18 protein-coding genes and 2 tRNA genes are annotated in these 24,103 nt (G+C 54.4%); 5 read left to right on the top strand and 15 right to left on the bottom strand.

What is annotated here, in order from left to right; genetic code table 11:
* Nucleotides 1–139: 139 nt before the first annotated feature.
* Nucleotides 140–337, bottom strand: a complete 198-nt coding sequence (locus Q3981_RS07225) for a hypothetical protein (RefSeq protein ID WP_303124821.1) — start codon at nucleotides 335–337, stop codon at nucleotides 140–142.
* Between the two features lie 1,081 nt (nucleotides 338–1,418).
* Here Q3981_RS07225 and Q3981_RS07220 point away from each other — a divergent pair.
* Nucleotides 1,419–1,733 carry a YbjQ family protein gene (locus tag Q3981_RS07220; protein WP_303124819.1) on the top strand — a complete coding sequence of 105 codons (315 nt, stop codon included), beginning with the start codon at nucleotides 1,419–1,421 and terminating at the stop codon, nucleotides 1,731–1,733.
* Between the two features lie 474 nt (nucleotides 1,734–2,207).
* Here the strand turns inward: Q3981_RS07220 and Q3981_RS07215 are convergent, their stop codons facing one another.
* Nucleotides 2,208–2,420 (bottom strand): hypothetical protein, encoded by a 213-nt coding sequence (locus Q3981_RS07215; protein WP_303124817.1) that lies wholly within the window; start codon nucleotides 2,418–2,420, stop codon nucleotides 2,208–2,210.
* A gap of 404 nt (nucleotides 2,421–2,824) precedes the next feature.
* Between Q3981_RS07215 and Q3981_RS07210 the strand changes: the two genes are divergently transcribed.
* Together Q3981_RS07210 and Q3981_RS07205 are read left to right on the top strand one after the other, a co-directional pair.
* Nucleotides 2,825–3,778 (top strand): Abi family protein, encoded by a 954-nt coding sequence (locus tag Q3981_RS07210; RefSeq protein WP_303124815.1) that lies wholly within the window; start codon nucleotides 2,825–2,827, stop codon nucleotides 3,776–3,778.
* A 494-nt stretch (nucleotides 3,779–4,272) separates the two neighbouring features.
* Nucleotides 4,273–5,859, top strand: a complete 1,587-nt coding sequence (locus Q3981_RS07205) for an NAD(P)-binding domain-containing protein (protein WP_303124813.1) — start codon at nucleotides 4,273–4,275, stop codon at nucleotides 5,857–5,859.
* Nucleotides 5,860–5,863: 4 nt separating this feature from the next.
* Here the strand turns inward: Q3981_RS07205 and uraH are convergent, their stop codons facing one another.
* The 10 genes from uraH to gltX all read right to left on the bottom strand — a co-directional run bounded on the left by uraH (nucleotide 5,864) and on the right by gltX (nucleotide 17,865).
* Nucleotides 5,864–6,730, bottom strand: a complete 867-nt coding sequence (gene uraH / locus Q3981_RS07200; protein WP_303124811.1) for a hydroxyisourate hydrolase — start codon at nucleotides 6,728–6,730, stop codon at nucleotides 5,864–5,866.
* Nucleotides 6,731–6,763: 33 nt separating this feature from the next.
* A complete protein-coding gene (locus Q3981_RS07195; protein WP_303124809.1) occupies nucleotides 6,764–8,188 on the bottom strand; it encodes a nucleobase:cation symporter-2 family protein in 1,425 nt (474 codons plus the stop codon).
* Nucleotides 8,189–8,367: 179 nt separating this feature from the next.
* Complete coding sequence (gene alc / locus Q3981_RS07190; RefSeq protein ID WP_303124807.1) at nucleotides 8,368–9,447, bottom strand: allantoicase; 1,080 nt, start codon at nucleotides 9,445–9,447, stop codon at nucleotides 8,368–8,370.
* A 4-nt stretch (nucleotides 9,448–9,451) separates the two neighbouring features.
* Nucleotides 9,452–11,086: an allantoinase AllB gene (allB, locus tag Q3981_RS07185; protein WP_303124805.1), complete on the bottom strand. Its 1,635-nt coding sequence runs from the start codon at nucleotides 11,084–11,086 to the stop codon at nucleotides 9,452–9,454.
* Nucleotides 11,083–12,474, bottom strand: a complete 1,392-nt coding sequence (locus Q3981_RS07180; protein WP_303124801.1) for a hypothetical protein — start codon at nucleotides 12,472–12,474, stop codon at nucleotides 11,083–11,085. The genes allB and Q3981_RS07180 overlap by 4 nt, the downstream gene beginning before the upstream one ends.
* Nucleotides 12,471–13,952, bottom strand: a complete 1,482-nt coding sequence (locus Q3981_RS07175; protein ID WP_303124796.1) for an NCS1 family nucleobase:cation symporter-1 — start codon at nucleotides 13,950–13,952, stop codon at nucleotides 12,471–12,473. The genes Q3981_RS07180 and Q3981_RS07175 overlap by 4 nt, the downstream gene beginning before the upstream one ends.
* A gap of 125 nt (nucleotides 13,953–14,077) precedes the next feature.
* Nucleotides 14,078–14,863 (bottom strand): aspartate/glutamate racemase family protein, encoded by a 786-nt coding sequence (locus Q3981_RS07170; protein WP_303124794.1) that lies wholly within the window; start codon nucleotides 14,861–14,863, stop codon nucleotides 14,078–14,080.
* 1,191 nt (nucleotides 14,864–16,054) lie between these two features.
* Nucleotides 16,055–16,127, bottom strand: a tRNA-Glu gene (locus Q3981_RS07165).
* A 23-nt stretch (nucleotides 16,128–16,150) separates the two neighbouring features.
* Nucleotides 16,151–16,222 (bottom strand) — tRNA-Gln (locus tag Q3981_RS07160).
* 152 nt (nucleotides 16,223–16,374) lie between these two features.
* Nucleotides 16,375–17,865, bottom strand: a complete 1,491-nt coding sequence (gene gltX, locus Q3981_RS07155) for a glutamate--tRNA ligase (protein ID WP_303124792.1) — start codon at nucleotides 17,863–17,865, stop codon at nucleotides 16,375–16,377.
* A gap of 181 nt (nucleotides 17,866–18,046) precedes the next feature.
* On the opposite strand from gltX, the gene Q3981_RS07150 reads away from it, so the two are divergent.
* Complete coding sequence (locus Q3981_RS07150; RefSeq protein ID WP_303124790.1) at nucleotides 18,047–19,195, top strand: isochorismate synthase MenF; 1,149 nt, start codon at nucleotides 18,047–18,049, stop codon at nucleotides 19,193–19,195.
* Between the two features lie 80 nt (nucleotides 19,196–19,275).
* On the opposite strand, the gene Q3981_RS07145 is transcribed toward Q3981_RS07150, so the two are convergent.
* From Q3981_RS07145 to Q3981_RS07135, 3 genes are all read right to left on the bottom strand, one after another.
* Complete coding sequence (locus tag Q3981_RS07145) at nucleotides 19,276–20,073, bottom strand: fumarylacetoacetate hydrolase family protein (RefSeq protein WP_303124789.1); 798 nt, start codon at nucleotides 20,071–20,073, stop codon at nucleotides 19,276–19,278.
* A gap of 104 nt (nucleotides 20,074–20,177) precedes the next feature.
* A complete protein-coding gene (locus Q3981_RS07140; protein ID WP_303124788.1) occupies nucleotides 20,178–20,948 on the bottom strand; it encodes an exonuclease domain-containing protein in 771 nt (256 codons plus the stop codon).
* Entirely contained in the window at nucleotides 20,945–22,858 is a 1,914-nt protein-coding gene (locus tag Q3981_RS07135; RefSeq protein WP_303124786.1) for a DUF294 nucleotidyltransferase-like domain-containing protein, read from the bottom strand. The genes Q3981_RS07140 and Q3981_RS07135 overlap by 4 nt, the downstream gene beginning before the upstream one ends.
* Nucleotides 22,859–22,978: 120 nt before the next feature.
* Between Q3981_RS07135 and Q3981_RS07130 the strand changes: the two genes are divergently transcribed.
* A partial coding sequence (locus Q3981_RS07130; RefSeq protein ID WP_303124784.1) for an MFS transporter occupies nucleotides 22,979–24,103 on the top strand: 1,125 nt, incomplete at its 3' end.

Genomic DNA, 24,103 nt, shown 5'->3' with positions numbered 1-24,103 from the left:
ACATTCTCGTGATTACCGAGGATGGTGCCCGTGATATCACTGGTTTCCCGGCCGGTCCTGAGAAGAACGTGATTGCTGCTGGGTGATTGGTGTAGCCGGGTGATTGTTCTGCCCGGTGATTGTGGTGGATGTGGGTCGGCTAGCCGTTGTCGCCGATAACCCAGTCCACCATTTCGTAATTATCGAGCAAGGCTTCTTCTTCGTACGTGAGATCATCGGCCTGGCGTAAGCGTTGGAGTACAGCGAGCCCGCCGAATTCCTCCATGTGCGCTAGTAGCTGTGCCCGCTCTTGACGCAGTTCACTGTCGCTTTGCAGTTTGAATATTGGTTCCGGCACATTCCCTCCTCTTGGTAGCGTTATGGGTTGGCGGTGGGTGTGGGTTTAGTCGCCTATAGGCCAGGTCAATTGTTCATACCGGCGAAGCAAACGGTCTTCGTCATATTCGATAGCCGAGCGTCGCGGAACCTACGAAGGATGCCAACAGAGCAAGGCATTTGTTTTCCCACTTTGTCTCGTTCCGCTCGTAGTTCTTCAACGGTCTGAGGCTTAAAAAGTGGTGCGGGCATTGCGATCACCTCCCCTTGTTTAACTAGTCTCCCCCGGTGGATTTTCTGTGGTGTCGAGCCTAGTCAATCAGTGGAGCGCACACGGTAAAATGCCAGGTAACCGAGAGCAATCACAGGGAATCCGGCCACCAAATTCTGCTCGAAACACACACGGCCATTGCACGATCCAGAAAACGCATTACTCGGGGTGTTCACAGGTTACGACGCATCGTATTCTATGCAGGAGTTGAAACTCCTTTTAAGTCACATCGTTCACAAAGAACGATACAACTGACTGAACTATAAAAGTTACTATTAGTGCGATGTTCAGTATGGATATTGCCGGGTCGTAATTTTGCCCACCAGAATGCGCAATGGATATGAAACAGAGGACCCATATGCAGATCAGAAGCATTGAAGATAGTGAGAAGACCAATAGCTTAATGCGGTGATTTGAGCCGGAACTTAAAAACATGGAGCAAGCTACAAGCCACGCCAAAGAAGATAAGATCCTGGCCCAGTAATCAGAGTCCCGGACGTCAGCTATCGATATAACGATCGAGATCACTACCAGCAGTACTACCACTAGAAATCTCCAGCTTAGAAGAATCTTCGCGGGGTTCCCTTTAGCATTCATAACACTTCATGATAGCCGGGAATATGAAATTCGGTCTCCCTGCTGCGTCAATTGAACTGGTCAAAAACACTTCTTGAACGACCCCGGCAGCCCCGACTCCGTCACATCTTCTCAAGGAGCCACACCATCACAACCTACTGAGCCCCGGTAGCATCGGAGCATCGTGGAGTGGCTGGCGCCTGGTACCGTCGCCACCCTTAAGAACGACCAACTACTGGAGAGAAGGAGCAAGGATATGATCGTGACCACCACAAATACCATCGAGGGGAAGCAGATCGGTCAATACCTGCGCGTCGTGGCGGGTGAGACCGTCGCGGGGATTAACGCGTTCAAGGACATCAGCGCAGGGTTCCGCAACCTGGTCGGTGGCCGTTCCAACAGCTACGAGGGGGAGATCCGTAAGGCACGCGAGGATGCGCTCGGAGAGATGGTCGACCGCGCGCATGAGCTCGGCGCGGAAGGAATCGTCGGAGTGGACATCGACTACGAGGCCGTCGGCCAGAACATGATCATGGTCACTGCTTCCGGCACCGCCGTGATATTTCAGTAGACGGCCCAGCTGAACAATCTGGATAGCGCACGGCGCGCCACGGAACTAGGTGTAGGCCTACAAGGACGCACAGTGGAGTTTTCGCGGAATCATGGAACACCCCTGCAGCCCCGATCATTTCGACATACAGAAAACTTTTGACAGACCCTACCAGCCGCACTAACTTCGCTCTCGGACGCACTAGGTGCTCCAGTTCCGAGGCTCGTGTGTACACCGCACGAGCTTTCGTGTATCCAAGGATCCCACCCATATCGGTTACTTCGACGAGTTCGGCCACAGCGGGCCTACTAATCTCGCCAGAACCAACGCCTCAAAGCCCACCCAGTCTTCGGCATTGGCGGATTTATCATCCCGGCAGACAACGTACGCTTATTCCCCGGGCAATTCCGACACCTCAAAGAGACCGGGTCGAATGCGCACAATCATCAAGCGCGATGAGGAAAACTTCGGAGGCCTTCTCAAGCTCGTCGATGTTCATGAGTTGAGTAGGCTCTCGATCCTTACGAGTTCGTCGTAAAGGCGTCGTTCGTGGTCGGATAGTATCCCCATGACGACGAGCTCTCGGAGATCCTGTTGTGTCAGCTGGGCACCTTCCCGCATGATGCCGGCATCTTTAAAGCTGTTGTATATCGCTTTGCGCCGCTTGTGGAGTTCCTCAGTGGTTCTCCGGTTGATTGTGATGCTCATGGCTGTCTCCGTTTAGCTGTAGGGTGCCATATACAGTATCGGGGAATAGAGACATTTCTTGGCGGGGCATCGTTTTGTTCGAGCATCAGGAAACACCGCCGGTTTATGGTACAGGCATAATCGCTCCTCCCCCGTGCATGTCCACCCACGGCGGGTTTCTTCAGCGTGCCGGGCCAATTCGAGGTCGCTTAACGCCTCAATGACTTCGGGCTCGTTGCGGCCGGGGCGAGGCAGATGCTCGGGTCTCCAGACGCACGTGAACTGGCCTACGTGAAGCACATCGGGGGTAAAAAGTTGAATTCTTCGTGCGATTGCATATACTCAGATGCAATAGTCCCCCTGCCAAAGCCTCTCCAAGGATGCGCAACCAGGGGTCCTTTTATATCTCATGTATAGGTGACCTTGTGCCTGTTCCTCCACATCTACCGAATGACACTCAAAGACGCGAGTACCTACGTAACAAAGGCTACTTCGATGAAACGCTGTTGAGCGATGAGTTAGTAGCTCAATTGTCACACCTTAATTTCCATTATTTCTTGGGATATGCAAGAAATTATGCGATGCTTCATAACCTTGGCATTTTCAAGGGCAATCGAGACCCGCAACATGTCTTTGACCTAATTAGTCTCGACCAAAAAGTTGCAACGCTTCTTTTCGCTTGGATACGCCGTGCAGAGTTGGGCTTACGCAATCGAACTGTGGATTTCTTTTGCGAAAACAGCTCTCCTACCAGATATTTAGACGAGAAATGTCTGAGGCGACTATCCAAAGAGGAGGATGAACGACAGTTTGTGGGAGGAATGCTTAGGGAAATCTTTCGGTATGGGGAAGATTACGTAAAAGATGCAATTACCAAAAGAGCGGATGAACTTGGGTGCAAAAAACCTGGTCGATACTGGGAAGATTCCCACGACTTATGTTTGTCGCTCGCCCAAGACTTGCCACTTTGGTCGGTCATTGATTGTTTTTCGTTGGGGCAGCTTGGCAAGTTCATCATGATGTGTGACGCCGATGTTAGCGAACACCAACGTACATGGCGGCGTGTCGCAGATGACCTAGGAATGAAGGCGGCGGTGTTCCCTAGCAACATCAGATCTTTGTCGACCACGCGAAATTTAGTCTGTCACCATGCGAGGCTATGGATGCGGCCCGCAACCCACTCACCAAAGAAGCCAAGACTCTTTAACAAGCAACTGCGAGGCATAGATCCCAAATCGCAGCTCATGGCATTCGCAAATATTGCCCATTTCCAGCGGAGCTACCTCCAGAAAGAAGCGTTGAAAAGCATTTTCGCACTCGTGCAGAGTAATGAAATGTACTTCTATGGAATCTCCCAAACGTCACACAATAAGCGATAGTCCGGATTACCGGACCGGGGACGGGGCCACTATCGGTACACCAAAACGAGTTAGTTATTTTCGCTCCTCACGGGTAATACGACATAAGGTGGTGCTGACAGAATCCTGCTGTTTACCCGGAGTCTGGTCACCCCTCCTCCTCCAGCGGAATACCCACGCACTTAGCGAGCGATGAGCAACCTGATTGGAACGCGCTGGACACGCTCTACACATATCCTTCAGGACAGGTGGACTCAAAACTAAGAGCTTGACATTAAAACGGTCGCCCATTCGGAACTGTGGCCAGAGGCTCCATCGAAGGTCAAGGGACACAAGTTCGCGGGACCTGGACGATATGTCGCAGCACGTCACACGGCGTAATCGTCGGAAATGTGGCTTTAACACATTCGTAGTTCGGTCGTAGTGTGCATCTCTTAGTGTCAACGGGACAAGGGTCTGATCTGCAAATACAGCCGTGAAACCTACCTCTCCCCCGTCAACTCCAGGAGCGATCCGTGACCACTAGCCTCCAACGACCAACCCAACCCTCAAGCGCGGCGCAATCCGACCTACACCCACCAGCACTCGATAACGCAGTGGCGGCATCGCGGCTTAAAAAGCTAGAGAACCAGGCGCGCAAGGAAATGGAGTTACTGGGTCACAATCACGATTGGGTGCCAAACCCAGGCGACGGAGTCCACAATGTCCTGATCATTGGCGGTGGCCAAGCTGGACTGGGCGCCGCATTTGCTTTGAAACGTCATCGCGTCGATAAGGTCAAAGTAGTAGACGCAAGTCCAGCCGATTCGATCGGGTGCTGGGCACAATATGCACGGATGCACACCCTCCGAAGCCCAAAGAATATGAAGGGCATAGAGCTCGATATCCCCTCTTTGCACACCGAGTCATGGTTCCGGGCGAAGTATGGTGATGAAGCCTGGGAGCACACCAAACTCGTTCCCCGGTTGGACTGGCACGAGTACCTCGAGTGGTACCGGAAAGTCACTGACGCTGATGTGGATGCCAACACTCGGGTGACGGAAGTGCTACCGCCGGAAGAAACCGGTGGTGCTTTTAGAATTAAAGCCCTGACCGGCCCAGATTCTGACAAACCCGTTGAATACCGGGCTCGACGGGTAATTTTCGCCTTGGGTCTCGACGGCGGAGGCGGCACCTTCGTGCCACCGGAAATCCGGGACCTTCCCACCAAGTTTTGGGCACATTCTGCTGACGATATTGATTTTTCTCAGCTCGAAGGCAAGCGCGTGTTGGTGATCGGCGGTGGCGCTTCCGGTTTCGATAATGCCGGCACCGCTTTGGAACACAATGCGCAATCAGTAACGCTCTTCCAACGATCCGCCCAGGTAGCGACGAAAAACTCCCTGCGTTGGATGGAATTCCCAGGGATGCAAGAGCACTTCTTTGACCTCCCTGATGAGAAAAAATGGGCTTTTAGCCTCTACAACGGAGGCCTACCACAGCCACCCACACAAGCCAGCGTGTGGCGAGCTTTTGCATTCGATAATTTTTCTCTTCGTGAAGGTACCCGCGTCCGCTCCATCGAGGTAAAGCCCGGGGATAAAGGAGAGGCTGAAGCACTGTCGGTCACGACTACCGACGGAGAGACCTCCACATTCGACTTCATCATTTCCGCAACTGGTTACAGAGTCGATCTATCTCTACGCCCTGAGATGCGGAATTTTCTACCCCACATTCAGCTGTGGAGTAACCAACACTCCTTCGCTGCGGAGAATCCCATGGGGCAATGCCCTTACCTCGGCGATGGGTTCCAATTTCTCCCCAAGAAACCACATGAGAGCGACGATACCGGGGCTGAGGTGAATCCAGATCCGGAAGAGTATATCCCCCGCCTTTTCCACTTCTCGACGGGAGCAAGAGCTTCCCATGGAGTGGCTGGCAATCAACTATCCGGGATCTATGCCGGCTTAACTCGCATGTCCGGCCGCATTGCCACAGATATCACGACGGAGAACTGGGATACGTTCTTTGAGGACTTCAAGGGTTTTGAAAACGTGGAAGTCACGAATGTAGGCCGCCACCGGGATGACGAACCCTGGTATCCCCAGCAGCCCCGTTACTGATTGCTTATGAGCCCCTGTAGGTCGAGTATCCGAAGGGGGCCAATAAGAGAGGGATATGCAAGTGGGATGGCTTAATTTTGAGTTCTCCATCCTCGAGCACCGCGTCGCTTACTCGGAAACTTACATCTGCCCACGGGTATAAGCCACGAGTTCCTTGCGCCGAAAAGTATCCGTCAGTATCAAAACGCAACGTGTATGTCCCGGGCTGGAGTCTATTTTTAAACGCGAACCGGCCGTCCCCGTCGGTCTGACCTTCCTCCACAGTCTTGTTCAACCCCGACTCATCGGAGAGATGTAACTGCAGGTGCACAGAAGGTGCCGGAAGTCCAGATGCGGTATCCAAAATATGCGTGGATAAACTAGCGCCCTTGATCTCCAGATGCTCAAGAGTCTTGCGCATTCGTAGCTCGTTGATTGCCGAAAGATTACGGAACGCTTCTTTCCACTCTGTGCTCGGATCGTTGCCCAGGCGTCGCTCCAATTCCTTAAGGATCTCCGCGGCAGATAATCCCGTCGCGCGAATGAGGAAGGTATATCCAAACCGTTGCTCATAGGAATCATTCAATTCACGAATCCTGTCCATCGGTTCAGAGTCCTGACCTAGACCATGAGCTGCAGACTGCTCCTCCTCCGATAAGGACCCTTGTTCCACCTGAGCTCCGATGCGTGGGTGTGCGTTAATACTTTTCTTAACTGCACTTCCGGGGAGTGTCCCCAATTGCAGATTCATCACGTCTACTGCAGATTGGACGTTAGTAAACGGGCGGGCTTCCACCACCTTCGAAGCCAATTCTTCACTGAAGAAAAGTGGCTCCAATAACTCCACTGCCGAATCATGCGCTATTTCATTGAAGGCTTCTACCCCACTCATACCAGCTCTCTTTCCGTAATTGCCTTTCTTCCGTCAGACTCCGGCCATGGTTTGGACTTCAACTTCCAGTTGTTTGTCCGTTTCTACTTTCTGAAAGGGATCCAGCACCGCAGTGTTTTTATCGTCCAATGATTCATCAATGTGACCATTATTCTCACGGTTAAGCAGAAGATTAAGGACGATAATGCTCAGCGCACCCATAGTGATGCCAGATTCCATAATCATAGCTAGATCGTTCGGGAGAGAGTCATAAAAGTTCGGGGAAATGGCAGGAAGGAGCGCTATGGATATTGAAACACCAACCATAAGAGCTTTTGTCTCGTTCCACTTCACTGCAGTCAAGGTCCGAATGCCGGAGACTGTAATCATCCCGAAGAGGGCGATTCCGGCTCCGCCTAGAACAGGCGTGGGAATAGCTGCCACAGCACCTCCGAGTTTCGGAACAATTCCTAAGATAATGAGGATCACGCCTGATGCTGTAACCACAAAGCGAGAGAACACCTTCGACAGGCTGACCAAGCCAACATTCTGTGCAAATGCGGCATATGGGAAAGTATTGAAAATTCCACCTAGCAGGGTTGATAAACCATCCGCACGTAACCCGTCACCGAGGATCCGTTTTGTCGCTGGGCGGCCGGTGATCTTACCAACCGCAATGATATCGCCAGCCGTCTCAGTCATGATGACTAATCCAACAATGGCCATGGTAAGGATTGCGCTCGGCTGGAAGACCGGCAAGCCAAACTGAAACGGCGTCGGGACCCCCACCCATTCCGCCTTGCCTACCTCAGACCAATCGGTCGCACCAAACAACTGGGCAACAATGGTTCCTACTATGACGCCACCGAGGACCGACACGGGTCTCCAGCGCGGCGAAGAGAAACGGTGAATGACGATGATAGTGGCCAAAGTAATGAATGCCAGTAGGTAGTTCAGTCCACCTTGGAGATTATGGGGCAAAGTATCCGCGACTATCCACCCGGCCGGGACTTTCATGAGAGACAGGCCGATGACCGTCATAATCGTCCCCGTAACAATCGCGGGAAAGAACTTCGCTATTTTTGAGAACACCGGCGCAAGCAGAATCATTATCAAGCCAGTAGTAATGACCGAACCATATATCGCCGGCGCCCCATACTGGCTACCGATAGCAATCATTGGACCTACAGAAACAAAAGAAACCCCTTGGATGAGAGGTAAGCGGGTTCCAAACTTCCATATGCCAACGGATTGAATTATCGACGCGATACCTGCAACGAAGAGATCCGCCATAATAAGGTGATGGATATCGGATTGTTCCATTTTCCCCGCACTTACTAAGGCTCCACCCACAATGAGTGGTACTGCCACAGCACCTGCGTATATCGCAAGAACGTGTTGGAATCCCAGAAGGAACAATCGGGGCAACGGTGGTTGCTGGTCGACCGGGTGGGTGTGTTTTGCAATGGTATCCGTCATGTTTAGCTCTCTTTGCATCACGAGCGCCTGGTCACGCTAGTGATACTCAGTTTGCTTGACGAAAGTTTCTAAGCCATTAAACGTTTATTACGTTCAGACATCAATATCTGCTTGTGGCCCACCGACGGTCTCGGCTGGAGGTTTATCAGCCACGATGATCACTCGGGGCGAATCCCCGTCTACACCGGTTTCCCTTCCCAGCGTCGTTGCAGTTCCCTATACCCAGCTGCAGTTAATGATCCAAACACCCGCAAGCGCGCTAGCCCACCATCTGGATAGACATCCAGACGGATGTGCGTGATCGGACGGCCTTGGGCAGCTCCCTCGACGGCAAAACGATGCCGCGTATCCGGCAGCACGCGGCACTTCGGCACCAATTCAATAATCTCTGCAGGTGTCTTTTCCTCCCCAGAGTCGTCGTCGGAATGTGCATTCCACCCGGTGAGGCGAATGTCCCCTGGTGCGTTGAAGACAAAATAGCTCGTGTCTATTTCTACGAACTCCGGCGTCCCTTCCCCTGCTAGCCGGACCACAACGTAGTCGTTTCCTCCGTCACGTCGCCTGGCGTTTTCCCATCCTCCGCCCATATTGATCGCGCGTCCCAGACTCAGGATCTGGTTAGGCGAGGAATAAAACATGTTGGAGCATTCCGTGACCCACCCTCCATGTTCGATAGCTGCAAGGTCCACTGTGCTCCCCAAGAATTGAGGATTAGGGGCGGGAATACCGTGGACACGGAGGCGTGCAATGCCCCCGTCGGGAATCATGATTAGTTTTACGTGGGTAACACGGGTCTGACCGGCTGTACTACCCGGATTAATACTGATGGCATGCTTGGTATCGCCCTGCGCATTAGTGGGCTCGACGAGATCGAACCATTCATTGTCTGGCAACGCAGCAATATCTCCCGCGGGGCGGTAATCGTCGATACAAATACCCTTGACCGCAAACTGAGGCGGATAATTCCCCGTAAACCACGACGTATCCACAATGACGCCTCGAATATAACCGGGGACTCCTAGCCGGATGATCGCGGCATCATTGTGCCCGATTTCATCATGCCGCCGACGCCTTGTTTCCCACCCGTCATAGACCTTGCCCTTGTTACCAAAGAGCGCTGGGTCAAACTCAGGGTCATGAGCCATGATGAGGTTTTCCCGTTCAGCGAACGATTCATCGCTGGCCCAGATCACAGATCCCGCCAATTGTCTGTTGGCCAGATCTGGATAGTGTTCAAAATCAGGGGATGTACCACTCATGTGTTTATTCTCCTTCTGTGCCCTGGTCATCTCCTGTAGCAACTCCGCTACGATTGTCCGCAACATCCGGCCTATCGAGCAGTGGCACTATTGGTCCAGGGAAGAAATTCTCCTCCGACAGGTTTTTTGCTCGATCTCCTGCCATCTGCGTTACATCTGTCCTGAACACTAACTTTCCGCCGATCCACGTGTTCTGTACGACGCCGGCCAGCGCTCGTTGCGCATAGGCAGATACCTTGTTTTTATGGTGTAGCTTTTCCGGCAGGACGACGAAAGCGTCGTCCGCGCTGATGGCCACAAAGTCAGCCCGCGCACCGGGGGTAATGGCTCCTCGATCCTGGAGCCCACACCATCGTGCTGGATTGGTGCACATCCAGCGAACAACATCAGTGAGAGCAAGTCCACGGAGTCGAGCCTGCGACCAGACGACTGGCAGGCCAAGTTGCACCGAGGCCACGCCGCCCCATGCTTCCCCAAAGCTCCCTTCAGAACCCCGACCATCAGCTCCGGCACCTCCAAGATTATTACCTTGTGCATCCAGAGCCGACCATCCCGTATATGTTGTCTCACCACTGCTGACGAGATCCCCGGCATCGCTAGCTCTGCCTGAATCCGTGACTGAATGTGCCTTAGCAAATTTCTTCAACTCTTCAGTGCACGGTGAATGATCTGAGACCACGGTAGAAATAACCCCGTCCACGAGTCCTGCCCACAGGCGCTCACGGTTAGCTGCGGAGCGAATAGGCGGACAGCATTTATATTGAGTTGCCCCGTTCTGAATCTCCTCACTCAACAAGGAAAGATAGTGCGGGCATGTTTCGGCGGTAATCCGCACTCCGCGCCTCTGGGCATCCCGTAGCAGTTCCAGTGACCCTGAATCAGAAAGGTGGAGAATATGAGCGCGACATCCAGTGCACTCGGCGGCGTCGATGACAGTCTTCACTGCATTGTGTTCTGCCTCCGGTGGCCTGGAGGCCTCGAATGACGCATAAACTTCAGTAATCCCACCCCGGTCCTGCTGTGCCTCCTCGCTTTGGCGAATTACCTCGGCATCCTCAGCGTGAACAATGATTAATCCATCGAACTCTGCAATCTCCTGCATGGCTTGGACTAATTGTTCCTGCGTTAAAGGCTGAAACTCATCAACACCAGAGTGGAGCAGGAAGCACTTAAAGCCGAAGACTCGACCGTCATCCCACAGCTCACGAAGGTCCCCAGTGCCGAGGTTCTCCGGCACCACTCCGCCCCAGAACCCCACTGATATCTTGGCTTTATCCTCGGCTATCTTCCTCTTGAGGGCTAAGGCGTCCATCGTCACAGTCGAAGGAATCGAGTTCAATGGCATATCCACAAGCGTCGTTACCCCACCGGCAGCCGCCGCGCGAGTGGCACTGGCGAAGCCCTCCCAGTCCGTACGCCCTGGTTCATTAACGTGGACATGTGTATCCACCAGTCCCGGTAACAACACCTGATCCTCGGGGATGATGATGTTTTCAGCATCAGGATAGTTAGTAGCGACGGTATCGTCGTCGTAGATTTCCTCGATGATCCCATCACGTACCACGACTGTTACGGGAGATTCGTGGATGTGCGGGTATCCAATGATCGCGCGACGAGCACGGAAGATCTGTATCGTCATGATTGGAAATCTCCTCCTGGGGTGTATGGAAGGTGCCCGTCGGTCTCGAGCTGAGCTAACTGCTCCACGGTGGCATCTGCCATGTGGACCTCATCGTCAGTGATCGCACCGCAGGCATGGGCTCGGCGTAGGAAACTCGCCAACATTTTCGCGGTCGCTGGTTCATCCATCCACTCAGTCGTATCCCCACCGAGATAGGCCTTCAGGCGACGAGCCGACAGCTCCCAGTCACGTCGAAAATAGGCAATTGTGGCAAGGTGTCGGGTGATGAGCTGGTTCGGATGAAGATCCCATCCTTGACGAATTCCCCTGCTCAAGTGGCGGGTAACCAAGCGATAGTGCAATGCCCACGCCTCTCGCATTGCGTTTACCGGGCCGACGGGGATTCGGTTCGTCGAACCATCGGACAATTCCACCCCTCGGCCTCTAGCTACGACCTGTAATAAACCTTTAGCCATATCCGCCGCCGGATGTTCCATGGATTGCTGAGCAGGATCGACCCCCAAGAAAGCGGAATAATCGTAAGTCCCATAGTGCAAGGACAAACACCGCCCCTGAGCAGCGGTAATCAGACGAGCTGCTTCAACAGCCCCATTATCGCCGACGACGGCCTGAGGAGTTTCTACCTGAATCTCAAAACTAATTCGGGCGCCAGATTTATCTAGGCCCCATTCGGCCTCGAGCATCTCCAGGATTTCCACTAGGGCGCTAACTTGCGACGCTTCCTGCACCTTCGGGAAGGTTAGGCGTAAGGCACGGGGGTTATAACGGTGTGAGTCCGGAGCGTACAACGCATGCAACGCCCCGCGCTCCTGCAACCGTGAAAGAAATAGCGTAAGGGTTTCTATTCCCCGTTTCCGCACTAACGGATCAAATGATTTAAAACGAATCCCGCAAAATGCGGGCGCTACGCGGACCTCTCCCAATAACCATTGCGAAATAAGATCTGCTGCACGCACTGCAAATTCTGATTCCTGACGGTCACGCGACGCCACGGGTACGCCACGTTGAGTAAAACCATCTTCAAAATCTATGCGCAGATCTTCTATCGGTTCTTGCTGCAATTTACGTACGGCGAGTTCTGCTACCCGGCTGGGATGTTCTATGTCCAAGAACTCCGCAAGCTTTCGTGCGCCTTCGTAAGGATCACTATCTGCCCCCGGCTGAGACTGCAATACCGAGAGAACCTCTTGTCCCCATTTACGTGGAAGATCAGGCGCAGTATTGAGGTCGGTCCTGCTAAAAAACGAATTTGCTGGAATGTAGACAGTGTGAATGGGCTGCCGCCACACTGCGGGGCGTGACCACTCATCAGTAACTTTTGAGTCGGTACGAGCGAGGCGCTGATCGGCTAAAGTCATGGCTCGCTGGGAAAGCTGCGGCTTCATGCGCTGACGGATTCTTTCTGTTGTGGGAGGGAGGGGCTTAATCGCTCGAGGGCGACTAGAACACCAGCCGCTACCCCGGCACCGATAAACCAAGTGTATGTTGCTACTGGGTGAAGCGGGGGCACCAAGATGGTCAGCAGGCTCATTAATGCACCAATTACTGTAGCGATAACTGCGTTGACATTGAATCCGTTGCGATAGTGGTAAGTTCCCCCTGGTGAGGAATTAAACAGCGCCGATACGTCAACCGGTTTTTTATTGACAATATAGAAATAGCTGATGAGGACACCAAAAAGAGGACCAATAAAAGAAGCGAGAGTATCCAGGGTGTAATGAATCACTTCGGGTGAATTATAGAGATTCCACGGGGTGAGGAAGATCGAACCAACCGCGGCAATCATTCCGCCTGTACGCCACGATATTTTTGAGGGAGCCACATTAGAAAAATCAAATGCCGGGGCGATAAAATTAGCCACGATATTAATTCCGATGGTGGCGATCATCAGAGTCAATGCTCCAAGTGCAATAGCGACTGTGCTGTCGAGCTGCGCGATTGTCTCAATGGGATCCGTGATAAGGCGTCCATATACCGGCACTGTGGCCGATGCGGTGATAACGACCAGCAAAGAGAACACCAAGAAGTTAATCGGCAACCCTAGGAAGTTGCCTCGCTTCACCGCATTTTGAGATCGACTATAACGGGAGATATCGCCAAAATTAAGCATTGGTCCAGAAAAATAACTGACGACGGTTGCTATACCAGCACAGAATGCAGAAAACGCTGCCCAGCCCGAAAGCTTAAAATCCGCTAAAGAGAAGCTAATGTTTGACCAACCGGCTTTATAAACAAGATAGACGGCTAGAGCAAACATGACGACATATACAGCAGGGCCGGCGAAATCAATGAACTTACGAATCGATTCCATACCACGCCAAAACACTAAAGCCTGCAGAACCCAGAGAATTGCGAAAGCAATGTACCCCAGGAAAGACAGCCCAAGGAAACCGTAAGAACCAGTGTCCGCGTACGGTGCCCAACTAGGCACCAATTTGACCATAAGCACTACCAGGGCATGACTGGCCAGGTAGGTCTGTATCCCGTACCAAGCCACCGCAATAGCGCCACGGATAATAGCGGGGATCTTTGCACCTTGAATTCCGAAAACCGCACGGCACACAACCGGGAAAGGGGTTGCGGTGCGTTGGGAGGGTAAGGACACCAAGTTGCACAAGAAATAAACAATTGTGATTCCCAGGAGTAAAGCTAGCAACACCTGCCAAGCGGTTAATCCCAGGGCAAACAAGGCTCCGGCAGTGACATAGCCTCCAACGGAGTGAACGTCCGACATCCAAAATGCAAAGACGTTGTAAGCGCCCCAATGCTGGTCTTTGAGTGGAGCAAGGTCAGTGTTAATAAGGTCTGGGTCTGCATCTTCAGGAATAATGACTTCATTGCCACTAATATCGCCAGTCTTCATGTTATAACTTTCATTTTTGCCCGCGTCGCGGGGCACGGATTGGGAATAACTACTTCTGATCCGCTGCTCAACCCGGAGGTATTTGCTATTCCCCTACTCCAAGATTGGGCGTACGGACATTCTCATCACTGGCTTTTCTGCACCTCTAGATGTTCAAAACCGTGCAAAGGCTTGTGCTCCCTCGGAGCAAACGTGCAAACCCGAGATGTGCGCAAACCTTGACGGATGAGAGATTCAGCTTGTCCCACCGCAGCAGCGACGCCATCGATAACCGGTACCTCTAGCACCTCTGATAGTCGCCGGGCTTGTCCGGCCATTCCGCCACAACCTAGGCAGATCGCTTCTGCCCGCTTCCCGCTTAAGTTCGGCTGCAGAGCCTGCCTCGCCGTTTCAATGATGCGACGGTTGGTACGCTCTGAGTCTTCTTCTAATTCCAAGACCCCCAGGCCTGTGCCGGTTATGGAAACACAGCGATCGAGAAGCCCAGACTGCCTCAACCTCGAACGAATCATGGGAGTGGTTCTGTCCAGCGTTGTCACCACGCCAAACGTATCCCCAACAGCCATAGCCGCAACTGCAGCTGCCTCGGTGATATCAACCACGGGGACATCAGTAAGTTCCTGTAGAGCTTCTTTCCCTAAGTCGCCATAACCGGCAATAATCCACGCATCGACTCTCTTACCCTGATCCTCATGAGGCTCATCACACGAACTCTGATATCGGTGGACAGCATCAATAAGCCCAGTAGCGGATAGATACGCCTCAACGTGGGTTTCCACCGAGGCTGGTCCGATGCTGGGAGTCACGCCAATAATTGTTGTATCCGGGGCGGCTACCTCCTCGGCAGCTTGAACAATAATATCCGTCATGGCCTGCGACGTATTGACGTTAACTATCCCAATTGCATGCATCTCTAGCTCACTTTCTTTAAAGTTCCACAAGGTGAAATTTGTCGAGAATGAGTAATCAACTACTAGAGACCATGCAACAAAACCGTGGAAATTACCTTGTCATCCGGGAAGGGGGTAAATAATAAATAATTCCGGTAACACGGTTGCAATAAAAGATGGTAGAGCGCTCTGAACAGCTAAAACAGGGCAATTAGTTTAGTGTTCGTGGCTGAACTATAAATAATTGAAGCGTTAATTCACCCGAAAATACAGAAATTCTATGTACCGAGCAGGGGTAAACATTTAACGCTTCAGAAACATCGCAACATGACAGACACAATCATGGCCGCTGAAAAAGCGGTACAACCTTGTCTGGCGAAAGTAGCGCCAAACTAGCGCTCATGAGTGAGAGAATAGGCTCCGTAGCCGCGCCAGAAGGCAGTGCACCGTCGTTGTGAACCAGCCTCACAGACCGGTTTTCGGATGAGTCCACTCTCCCCCACCTACTCTTCGCCCTTGTTGTCCTTCGGACCCAGTACATAGACCACGATCGATACCGCGAAACCCCCGACCCTTTATTTCGGAGGTGGAGTTAGTTGCTACTCATACGTAAGCGCGAGCATGGATTCGAACCAAGTGGCCTATGCAGGGACGAAATAGCGAAAGTGTGATTTTTCTAGCTGCTCACGACTCTGGCTGGCTATTGCCACGATTTCGAGGTCTTCGTCGGAATTTTGTTCATCTCGTCGTAGGCGTTCCTCTCCTGCCTCAATCAGGGATTCGAATCTCTCAACCCTTACGTGGCCACTTTGGCGGTGATATTCGATGAGAAAACCTGGCATTAACTAACCTCTCTGATCGTCTGGTGAGGCGCCGACAATTCCTGGCTGCTTCGGGCTCCTCGTCAGGCGCTGAGTATATCGCCGATTCTGCTATTTAGAGTTGCCCGGCTGCCTTTGTTTACGGCGCTCGTCAGCCCTGTGGGAATCGGATTTGTCGACCTAAAACGTCAGCTGCAGATTCACAGAAGTTTGTCCATATGAGCTAAAGCGACAAGCGGGGGATAAGCAGCAAAAACGACCTCGACACAGCCGAGCAAGCAATAACCGGTCTATTTTTAGATGTAGTCAAAATGTAGTCATGCCAGCTGAAAGTTCTGATTTGACAAATGCAAAATCCCCCTGACCTGCGTTAACAGGTGAGGGGGTGTTGTACCCTGTACGGGATTTGAACCCGTGCCGCCGCCGTGAGAGGGCGGTGTCCTAGGCCGCTAGACGAACAGGGCATAAGAAGCCAAAGAGCTTCTTGCTGGCCTACCAGGACTCGAACCTAGAATGGCGGTACCAGAAACCGCTGTGTTGCCAATTACACCATAGGCCAATGAGCACAAAGCACCGCCAGGCCCGGCTGCGCTGTGCAACGGGGAATAATATAACCATAGGGCCTTATGTGGGGCAAATCCTCAGGTCAACGCTATTCCCACCACAGCACAACACCCGCTCAGGGCCGACGAATGCCAGCCGCCGCACCAATCACTGTTGGGCTGACCACGGAGTGACGGCCCTTGCATCCTTCAGACGCTTCATCGTCGTCTGCTTCCCCAGCAGCTCCAGGGACTCGAACAACGGCGGGGACACCGCAGCCCCCGACGTCGCCACCCGAATCGCACCAAACGCCTTCCGTGGCTTCAGACCAAGCCGGTCAATCAACGCGCCATGCAGGGCAGCTTCAATACGTTCCGTCGTAAAGGAGGATTCATCGATCGCATCCAGCTCCTCCATCGCCACATCAAGGGCCTGCACGGCGTCCTCTTTGAGGTTCTTCCTGCCCGACTTCTCGTCAATCTCGAAGTCCTCATCCGACACCACAAGGAACTTCAGGAGATCCCACGCATCTCCCAATGTCTTGATGCGCGTTTGGACGAGCTCCGCGGCGACAGCGAACTTGTCGTCCGGATAGTCCGCGGGGAAGCCCTTGTACTCTTCCAAGTACGCCCGCAAACGCTGAGCAAAATCATCTTTGTCGAGCATACGAATATGCTCAGCGTTGATAGCGATCAGCTTCTTCTCATCAAATCGCGCGGGATTGCCCAATACATCGGCAACGTCGAAATTCTTGACTAATTCATCTCGGCCGAAAATATCCTGATCGGCGGACAAAGACCATCCCAAGAGAGACAGGTAGTTCACCATTCCTTCCGGAATGATGCCCGCATCCCGATGGTTAAAGAGATTCGACTCAGGGTCCCGCTTCGACAGCTTCTTATTGCCCTGCCCCATCACGAACGGCAAGTGCGCAAACTGCGGAGTCTGCTTCGCAATCCCCAACTTCTTCAGAGCCTCGTACAAAGCCAACTGGCGAGGTGTCGACGCCAAAATGTCCTCACCGCGCAGCACGTGAGTGACACCCATCATGGCGTCGTCAACCGGGTTGACCAGCGGGTACAGAGGAGATCCGTCAGACCGGGCAACAACATAGTCCGGCTGAGTTTCAGGCTGGAATGTCACATGGCCACGGACCAGGTCATCCCATTCCCACACCTGCTCCGGCATACGGAAACGCCATACCGGTTTGCGGCCCTCTTTTTCATATTCCGCAATTTGTTCATCAGTTAAATTGCGGTCGTAATTGTCATAACCCAATTGAGGATCACGACCCGCAGCCTTGTGGCGCGCTCTCACTTCATCCGCCGTCGAATAAGCGGGATAAACAAAGCCGGCCTCAATGAGTTTATTTAAAACATCGGCATAAATATCTAGCCGCTGGGACTGTCGGTAAGGACCATTCGGCCCGCCGACCTCACCAATTCCTTCATCCCAGTCAATGCCCAACCATTGAAGTGAATCAATAATCGCGGCATAGGATTCCTCAGAATCGCGTTTAGCATCGGTATCTTCAATACGAAAGATCATCTTTCCGCCGGTATGACGCGCATACGCCCAGTTAAACAAAGCAGTACGCACCATTCCCACATGGGGAGTACCCGTCGGCGATGGACTAAATCGGACAACAACGTCACTCATGCCCATCAAGCGTAGTGGACACGGGATTTCTCACCACCCCCGCCCTTGTCGCACACGATCAACACAGTGACACCACCCGAGCATCACGCGAGCACTGCGCGATCACGACCGACCTTCATTTTCGACGACGAATCCGCCGGAAAAGCTTGCCACCTCAAGCGAACGAACGTACTGTTTCAGCGTGGCTTCAGCATCCGACAATAGCTCCGCACCCCGACCCCGAAACGCCCCTGACTTCCTTCTTTCACGTGTTGACGGCTCGTTGCGCACACAAGGCTCGGATGCCACTTTCACCACTATTAGCGACGCTCAAAGCGCCTTAGACAACGGAAAAGCCTCCTACATCGTCGGCGCGCTGCCCTTCGATCCGTCACGCCCAGCTGCGCTCACGAGCCCCCGATCGGTGTGGCGATACACGGGCCCGCTGGAGCCGCCCGCCTTCTACAGGGGCAAGGGTGCCCACGCGCACATCGTCGCTGAAAACCCCAGCCTCGACGAGCACGCGGAGATTATCGACGCCGTTACGCGAACGATCTCGCGGACCAGCGTCGATAAGGTTGTTATTGCTCGCAATGTTGATCTGTTCTTCGATGACCCAATCGACCCTCGGCTGCTTGCCACGCGGCTGATTGACCACGCTCCGAATCTGGACGGTTTTCTCGCGGATCTCTCCCCTGCCGGGGACGAATACACAGGTCACTGGCTCGTCGGTTCCTCGCCCGAAATGCTGATTCGGCGTCAAGGCCCTGTTGTGTCGGCGTATCCCCTGGCTGGCTCGCTTCCGCGGAGCAACGACCCTCAGGAAGACGAACAGCGTGGCCAGCAATTACTTCACAGCACGAAGAATCTGGATGAGCATCATTATGTCGTCGATCATTACCGACGAGTGCTCGGCCAGCTCTGTCACACGGTTGACATTCCGAGTTCACCGGAACTCATGCAGACTGCCGAAATGTGGCACTTAGCGACGCCGATCCGCGCAACTATTAACGACGACGGGCCCAGCGCTCTCCAACTTGCCGAGGCCCTCTACCCCACCCCCGCTCTTGCTGGTGTTCCCACCGAGGCCGCCATGGAAATTATCCGCACCGCCGAAGGAGACCGCCGGTTTTACGGTGGCGCTGTCGGATGGTGCCACGCCAATGGCGACGGAGAGTTCATGGTTAGCATTCGGTGCGCTGAGCTGGAGAAAGATCTCCAGCATGCCCGAGCCTGGGCCGGTGGCGGAATCGTCGAACAATCCAATCCCGCTGAGGAAGTTGAGGAAACATGCGGGAAGATGAAAACAATGCTTCTCGCGATGGGGGCCTCGGAAATCCGCCACAATTAGGGGCCGATAATTAGGTCCGCGGCCGGAAAAATCACGGCCGAAAATTAAAGCCGCAGCCGGGCAACGACTGTGTAGCCTACCTACGCCTTAACAACCGGGTTCTTCAGCGAACCCAGCCCCGGTATCTCAATCTCAATCTCGTCACCGGGGACCATCTGCGCTGTTCCCGCAGGCGAGCCAGTAGAAATAACATCGCCGGGAAGAAGCGTGAACGCCTGGGAAACCCACTCAATAATCTCCGGAACCGACTTAATCATCTGATTCGAATTAGAATCCTGCTTCACCGTGGTAGTTCCGTCGTGAGTCAGGTGAGCGCGGATAGGCAGACTCTCCAAATCCAGGGCATCGAGGTTGGTCTCGATCCACGGCCCCATCGGGCAGAACGTATCAAGTCCCTTGGCACGCACCCACTGGCCGTCTGAGAACTGCAGGTCACGGGACGAAACATCGTTCACGATGGTGTAGCCGAGCACAGCGTCGCGCCAATTTTCCGCGGCAACATTCTTGACGGGCCGGCCAATAACGATGGCCAGTTCACCCTCGAATTCAACATTCGTCGCGAAGTCGGGGATCCTAATCGGCGAGCCCGGCCCGGTAATCGCTGTCGGAGGCTTCAAGAAAATCGTGGGTGGCAGATGCTCGGCCCCCTTTTTGAAGACTTCCGCCACGTGGTCGGCGTAGTTCCGGCCTACCGCAACGACTTTCGGCGCCAAAATCGGGGCCAAAAGTCGGACGTCCGCGAGGGGCCATTCCTTACCCGTTAATGTCGGTTCCCCGAACGGGTGGCCATCAATTTGGCGGCAGACGATGTCGTCGCCCTCACCCTCCACGGAACAAAATGTCATACCTTCAACAGTGGCGATTCGAGCTATTCGCATGCGAACCAGCCTACATAACCCCTCACAGCTGATAAGGAAAACATCCTAAAAACAGCGGAGATGCTGCAGGTGCAGTGTGAGTGCACGGCAGTCGTCCTGCCGCGTCACCACCGCGTCGTCCCCTTCTTTCGAATGACACTCTCCAACTCCGAGCCGAAGTGATCGGCCGACGTTTGCGCCAAATACAGTTCCGCGCACGCCAAGGCGTCTACCAGCGCATTGTGGTTGTGATAGCTTGGCAACCCACGGGAATAGCGTGCGTTCATCAGCCGGACCTCGCCACGGCCCGGCCGGCGTCCGAATGACACCGCCGACCGTCGCTCCAAATCCATCGTGTCGACGACGCGAAGAGGGCTCCACGGCACACCGACCGCACGCTCGCACGCCGTGGAAATAAAGTCATGCTCGATCAGCGCTAAATGCGCCAACAGAGCACGCCCGGCGGCCGCATTAACAACATCCGTCAGAATATCCAGCAACGATCGGCCATTCTCCAGCTGCGAATCCGTGATCCCGTGGATCGTCGCCGACTGTCCCACTGAAACGTCACCCTCGTGATAGCGCACGAGCCAATGGTCCGCCGTAGACAAAGGAATGGCACGACCGTTGATGGCCACCATCCCGACCGACAGTAGACGGTCACGGTCGGCATCCAGACCAGTGGTTTCTACATCTACAGCCAGCAGCGGTAGATCCGTCAGCGGGGTGTCCAACTCAGGCGCAGGCGTTGTATAGAAATGGTGGAGCGCCTCGGCTAGAGCACAGCGGGAGCGGTCACGCGGGTCGTCGCTCTCGCGTAACTGTTCGCACACCTCGCGGGAGCGGTCGGCGTAGTCTTCCCACGACACGCGTGGTCGTCGTCGAAAAAACCTCATAGGCCCGTGCTCGATTCAGCCGATTTGAGCTCGGAACGAACCAACCGGAACGCATCGCGGAGGGATTCCCGCTCCAAGTGAGCCAAGGAATCGGGATCGATGCGAGCGTTCGTTTCCTTCCCATCCCGCCACTGCGAAGCCTGGTTAGCCAACAAAATGAGCTGGAAAATATCGAACGCATCGACGAGGTCCTCAACCCGACGGTGGCTAATGACCCCAGCCCGCGCCGCAGCTCGCAACCGATCACGCGTGCCGACCTCATCCACCCACGCTTGAATCGCATACAACCGCGCGAGCTGAACGACAGCCGTCAGCCCGCCCCTCTTGATATCAAGAGTGTTGGCGTAATTCCCGGACCGATCCAGGACGAATCCGCGGAAGAAGCCCAGCGGCGGTTCGCGGTGGCGCGCAATCTTCACCAGCGCGTTAAGGAAGCGTCGATCCCGGCGCGCAGTCATGAGAGCGGCGGAGCGGACGTCGTCGCACAGTTCACTATCTCCGACCACGGGGCGCATGTCGAAGAAGGTTTGTGCTTTCATTAATGCCTTCGGGCCGAGGTCATCAGTCCATGTACTAAATTCCTTTTCCCAGGCAGTCGCTGTCAGACGCCACTTGCTATTGGACGCCATCATGTCGCCGGGGCACACGGGCAGCCCGGCTTGGTGCACCAGGCTGCTGAACTTTTCACCCAACTGTTTGAAGTAGAAACCGTGCTTATCGGGGTCGTACTCATCGGACAGGATGATGGCATGGTCCTGGTCGCTAGAGAGCACCATTTCGGAGCGGCCCAGCGATCCCATCACAACAAGGCAGAAGGGCACCGGGGCAGGCCCGATTTCCTCCTGCACTAATTCGATGACGCGCTTCATCATTTCGTCGGTGCCCAGGGTCAAGAGCCTCGTGGCCTCGTGCGGAGTGGCGCCACGGTCGATGAAACGCACGGCCACGTCGATCACCGCGTCAAAGCACTCAGAGAGCTGATCTGTTCGCGCTTCGCGGAATTGCGCGGCGGCAAAAATCGGGTCGCCCTGGAGCTGCCGCATGACGGCGCCCGTCGTCAAGACTCCAACGACATTGTCATCGTCAATCACGGGGAGATGGTTCACACGGGCTTCCGTAAGCTGCAGCATGCCCTCGAACAGCGGCATGCTGGCGTAGGTCACCATGGGTTTGGGCGACATGATGCGTTCCACGGGGCCCGACGGGTCCGCCCCCTTCGCGAGCACTTCCGACCGCAGCGTTGCATCCGTCACAATGCCGACGATCCTGCTCGGGTGCTGGTCGTCGTCGGCGGCCTTCACGACGATGGCGCTGGATAAATTCCGCTCGCTCATTTTGGTGGCGGTGTCGCGGATCGTGGTCTCGGGCGAAACGATGACGGGTTTCACGGCGACCTCGCCGACGGTTCCGCGGAGGGCGTCGATATCGGCGACTCCCCCTGTGCCCGACGTCTCCCGCAATTCGTTGGCTGAGCTGCGGCGCCTCGTCGTCACTGTGCCGAAGAACGTCGTGACTTCGGGATAGTTCTGGAGGCTTTCGATAACCTCGACGGGAATCTCAATCAGCAGGCTATCTTCATGCGCCCAATAGGAATAGTGCTGCGTCGGTTTATCCGATACCCGGCGCGGATAAATTTCGCCGGGGCCGAAGCGGTCAACCAGTTGATCCCGTTCACCGAAGCAGTTGATGGCCCCGGACCGGACAATGCGAATTCCGGTCATGGGGTCGTCAGCCGACGTGCCCCGCGAGTGACTGTGTGATGTATCAGACGTGGCGTCGGCTTTTTCGCCCGCTTTGACGTAGAGCATGGTTGCGTTTCGGGCGACCCGTGCGCGGTGGTCGTCGGTAATGCTGTCAAAGGGCGGGGTGTGCGCTAAGAAATCAGTGATCTCTGAGACTTCAACCGTCATGCCCCCTACCGTATCGAATTTGCGCGGCGTTTTTTACATGTGTTCCGCGCGCATTTCGCGTCCGCTACTTCTACTTGCTCTATTTCCACTTCCAGACCAAGCGGTCTATATTAGGGGACTATGTCTCGCTCCCGACCTTTATCTTCTGGTTCTCCAGCCTCAGAAGAGTCCCCTTCCATTGCTGCGCGGATGGACCGGCTCCCCGTCCTTCGGTCACACAAATTGATCACCATTGTGATCGGATTGGGAGTATTCTTCGATCAATACGAGAACTTCCTGGCACCCATTATGTCGACGGTGTTGAAGAAGCACTTCGATCTGGGCGGGACTCAGCTGTCGCTTGTTCTGGCGTCGGCGTTCTTGGGCCAATTTGTGGGCGCGCTCTGGATGGGCCGGTTGGCGGACCGCATCGGGCGGCAGCACACCTTTATCATCAACTTGCTGGTCTACTCGCTCGCCTCGATTGTGTGTGGTCTCGCGCCGCATGCTTCCGTTCTGATCCTCGCGCGGTTCGTCGCGGGAATCGGCATCGGCGGGGAATACGCGCTGGCAGACTCGTACCTTGCCGATATCCTCCCGTCTAAGGTCCGCGGCCGCTACATTGTCTGGGCCTACACGGTGAGCTTCTTCGGGGTGCCTTTATCAGGGTTCCTCGCCCGGTGGCTCGTTCCCCTCGAGCCTTTGGGGTTCGACGGTTGGCGCTGGATGTTCATCATCGGCGGTGTGGGTGGATTAATTGTGTGGGCTATCCGCAGCTTCCTCCCCGAATCGCCGGTGTGGCTTGAGGCTCATGGCCGCACCGACGAAGCCGAAAAGATCGCACGTCGTTTCGAGGATGAAGCACGAAAAGAGGGCCACACCCTCGCGGAACCGGACACCCGCGTGCGACCTGTCCACCAGAAGAATGTGCAGTTCTCGGAAGTATTCGCCCCCGCGGTGAGGAAACGCACGCTCGTTGTCTCCATCATGAGTGTCCTTCAGGTGTTCGGGTACTACGGTTTTGGCACGATCGCGACCCTCGCTCTGGCGGCAAAAGGGTTTGATGTCGTCGATTCCATCGCATATACCGCGGTGACCTACATCGGTTATCCGGTCGGTTCATTACTGATGGTTCCGCTGGTTGACCGATTCGAGCGCAAACACCTCATTGTTGCCACCGCCATCATGATGGGCGTTTTCGGTCTCGTCTTCGGGTTCTCCCCCACACCCGCCATTGTCATGATCGCCGGCGGATTATTTACAGCG

Source organism: Corynebacterium sp. (assembly GCF_030530965.1).
Lineage (GTDB): Bacteria > Actinomycetota > Actinomycetes > Mycobacteriales > Mycobacteriaceae > Corynebacterium.
The sequence above is the reverse complement of the archived record's forward strand: the minus strand, read 5'-3'. Positions and strand labels throughout refer to the sequence as shown.

Excerpts from the sequence above, each read along its gene's own strand:
- Q3981_RS07220 (WP_303124819.1), top strand. The coding sequence starts at position 1,419 with ATGATCGTGACCACCACAAATACCATCGAGGGGAAGCAGATCGGTCAA.
- Q3981_RS07195 (WP_303124809.1), bottom strand. The coding sequence starts at position 8,188 with ATGACGGATACCATTGCAAAACACACCCACCCGGTCGACCAGCAACCA.
- alc (WP_303124807.1), bottom strand. The coding sequence starts at position 9,447 with ATGAGTGGTACATCCCCTGATTTTGAACACTATCCAGATCTGGCCAAC.
- gltX (WP_303124792.1), bottom strand. The coding sequence starts at position 17,865 with ATGAGTGACGTTGTTGTCCGATTTAGTCCATCGCCGACGGGTACTCCC.
- Q3981_RS07175 (WP_303124796.1), bottom strand. The coding sequence starts at position 13,952 with ATGAAGACTGGCGATATTAGTGGCAATGAAGTCATTATTCCTGAAGAT.
- Q3981_RS07180 (WP_303124801.1), bottom strand. The coding sequence starts at position 12,474 with ATGAAGCCGCAGCTTTCCCAGCGAGCCATGACTTTAGCCGATCAGCGC.
- Q3981_RS07140 (WP_303124788.1), bottom strand. The coding sequence starts at position 20,948 with ATGAGGTTTTTTCGACGACGACCACGCGTGTCGTGGGAAGACTACGCC.
- Q3981_RS07135 (WP_303124786.1), bottom strand. The coding sequence starts at position 22,858 with ATGACGGTTGAAGTCTCAGAGATCACTGATTTCTTAGCGCACACCCCG.
- Q3981_RS07215 (WP_303124817.1), bottom strand. The coding sequence starts at position 2,420 with ATGAGCATCACAATCAACCGGAGAACCACTGAGGAACTCCACAAGCGG.
- Q3981_RS07145 (WP_303124789.1), bottom strand. The coding sequence starts at position 20,073 with ATGCGAATAGCTCGAATCGCCACTGTTGAAGGTATGACATTTTGTTCC.
- allB (WP_303124805.1), bottom strand. The coding sequence starts at position 11,086 with ATGACGATACAGATCTTCCGTGCTCGTCGCGCGATCATTGGATACCCG.
- Q3981_RS07170 (WP_303124794.1), bottom strand. The coding sequence starts at position 14,863 with ATGCATGCAATTGGGATAGTTAACGTCAATACGTCGCAGGCCATGACG.
- uraH (WP_303124811.1), bottom strand. The coding sequence starts at position 6,730 with ATGAGTGGGGTAGAAGCCTTCAATGAAATAGCGCATGATTCGGCAGTG.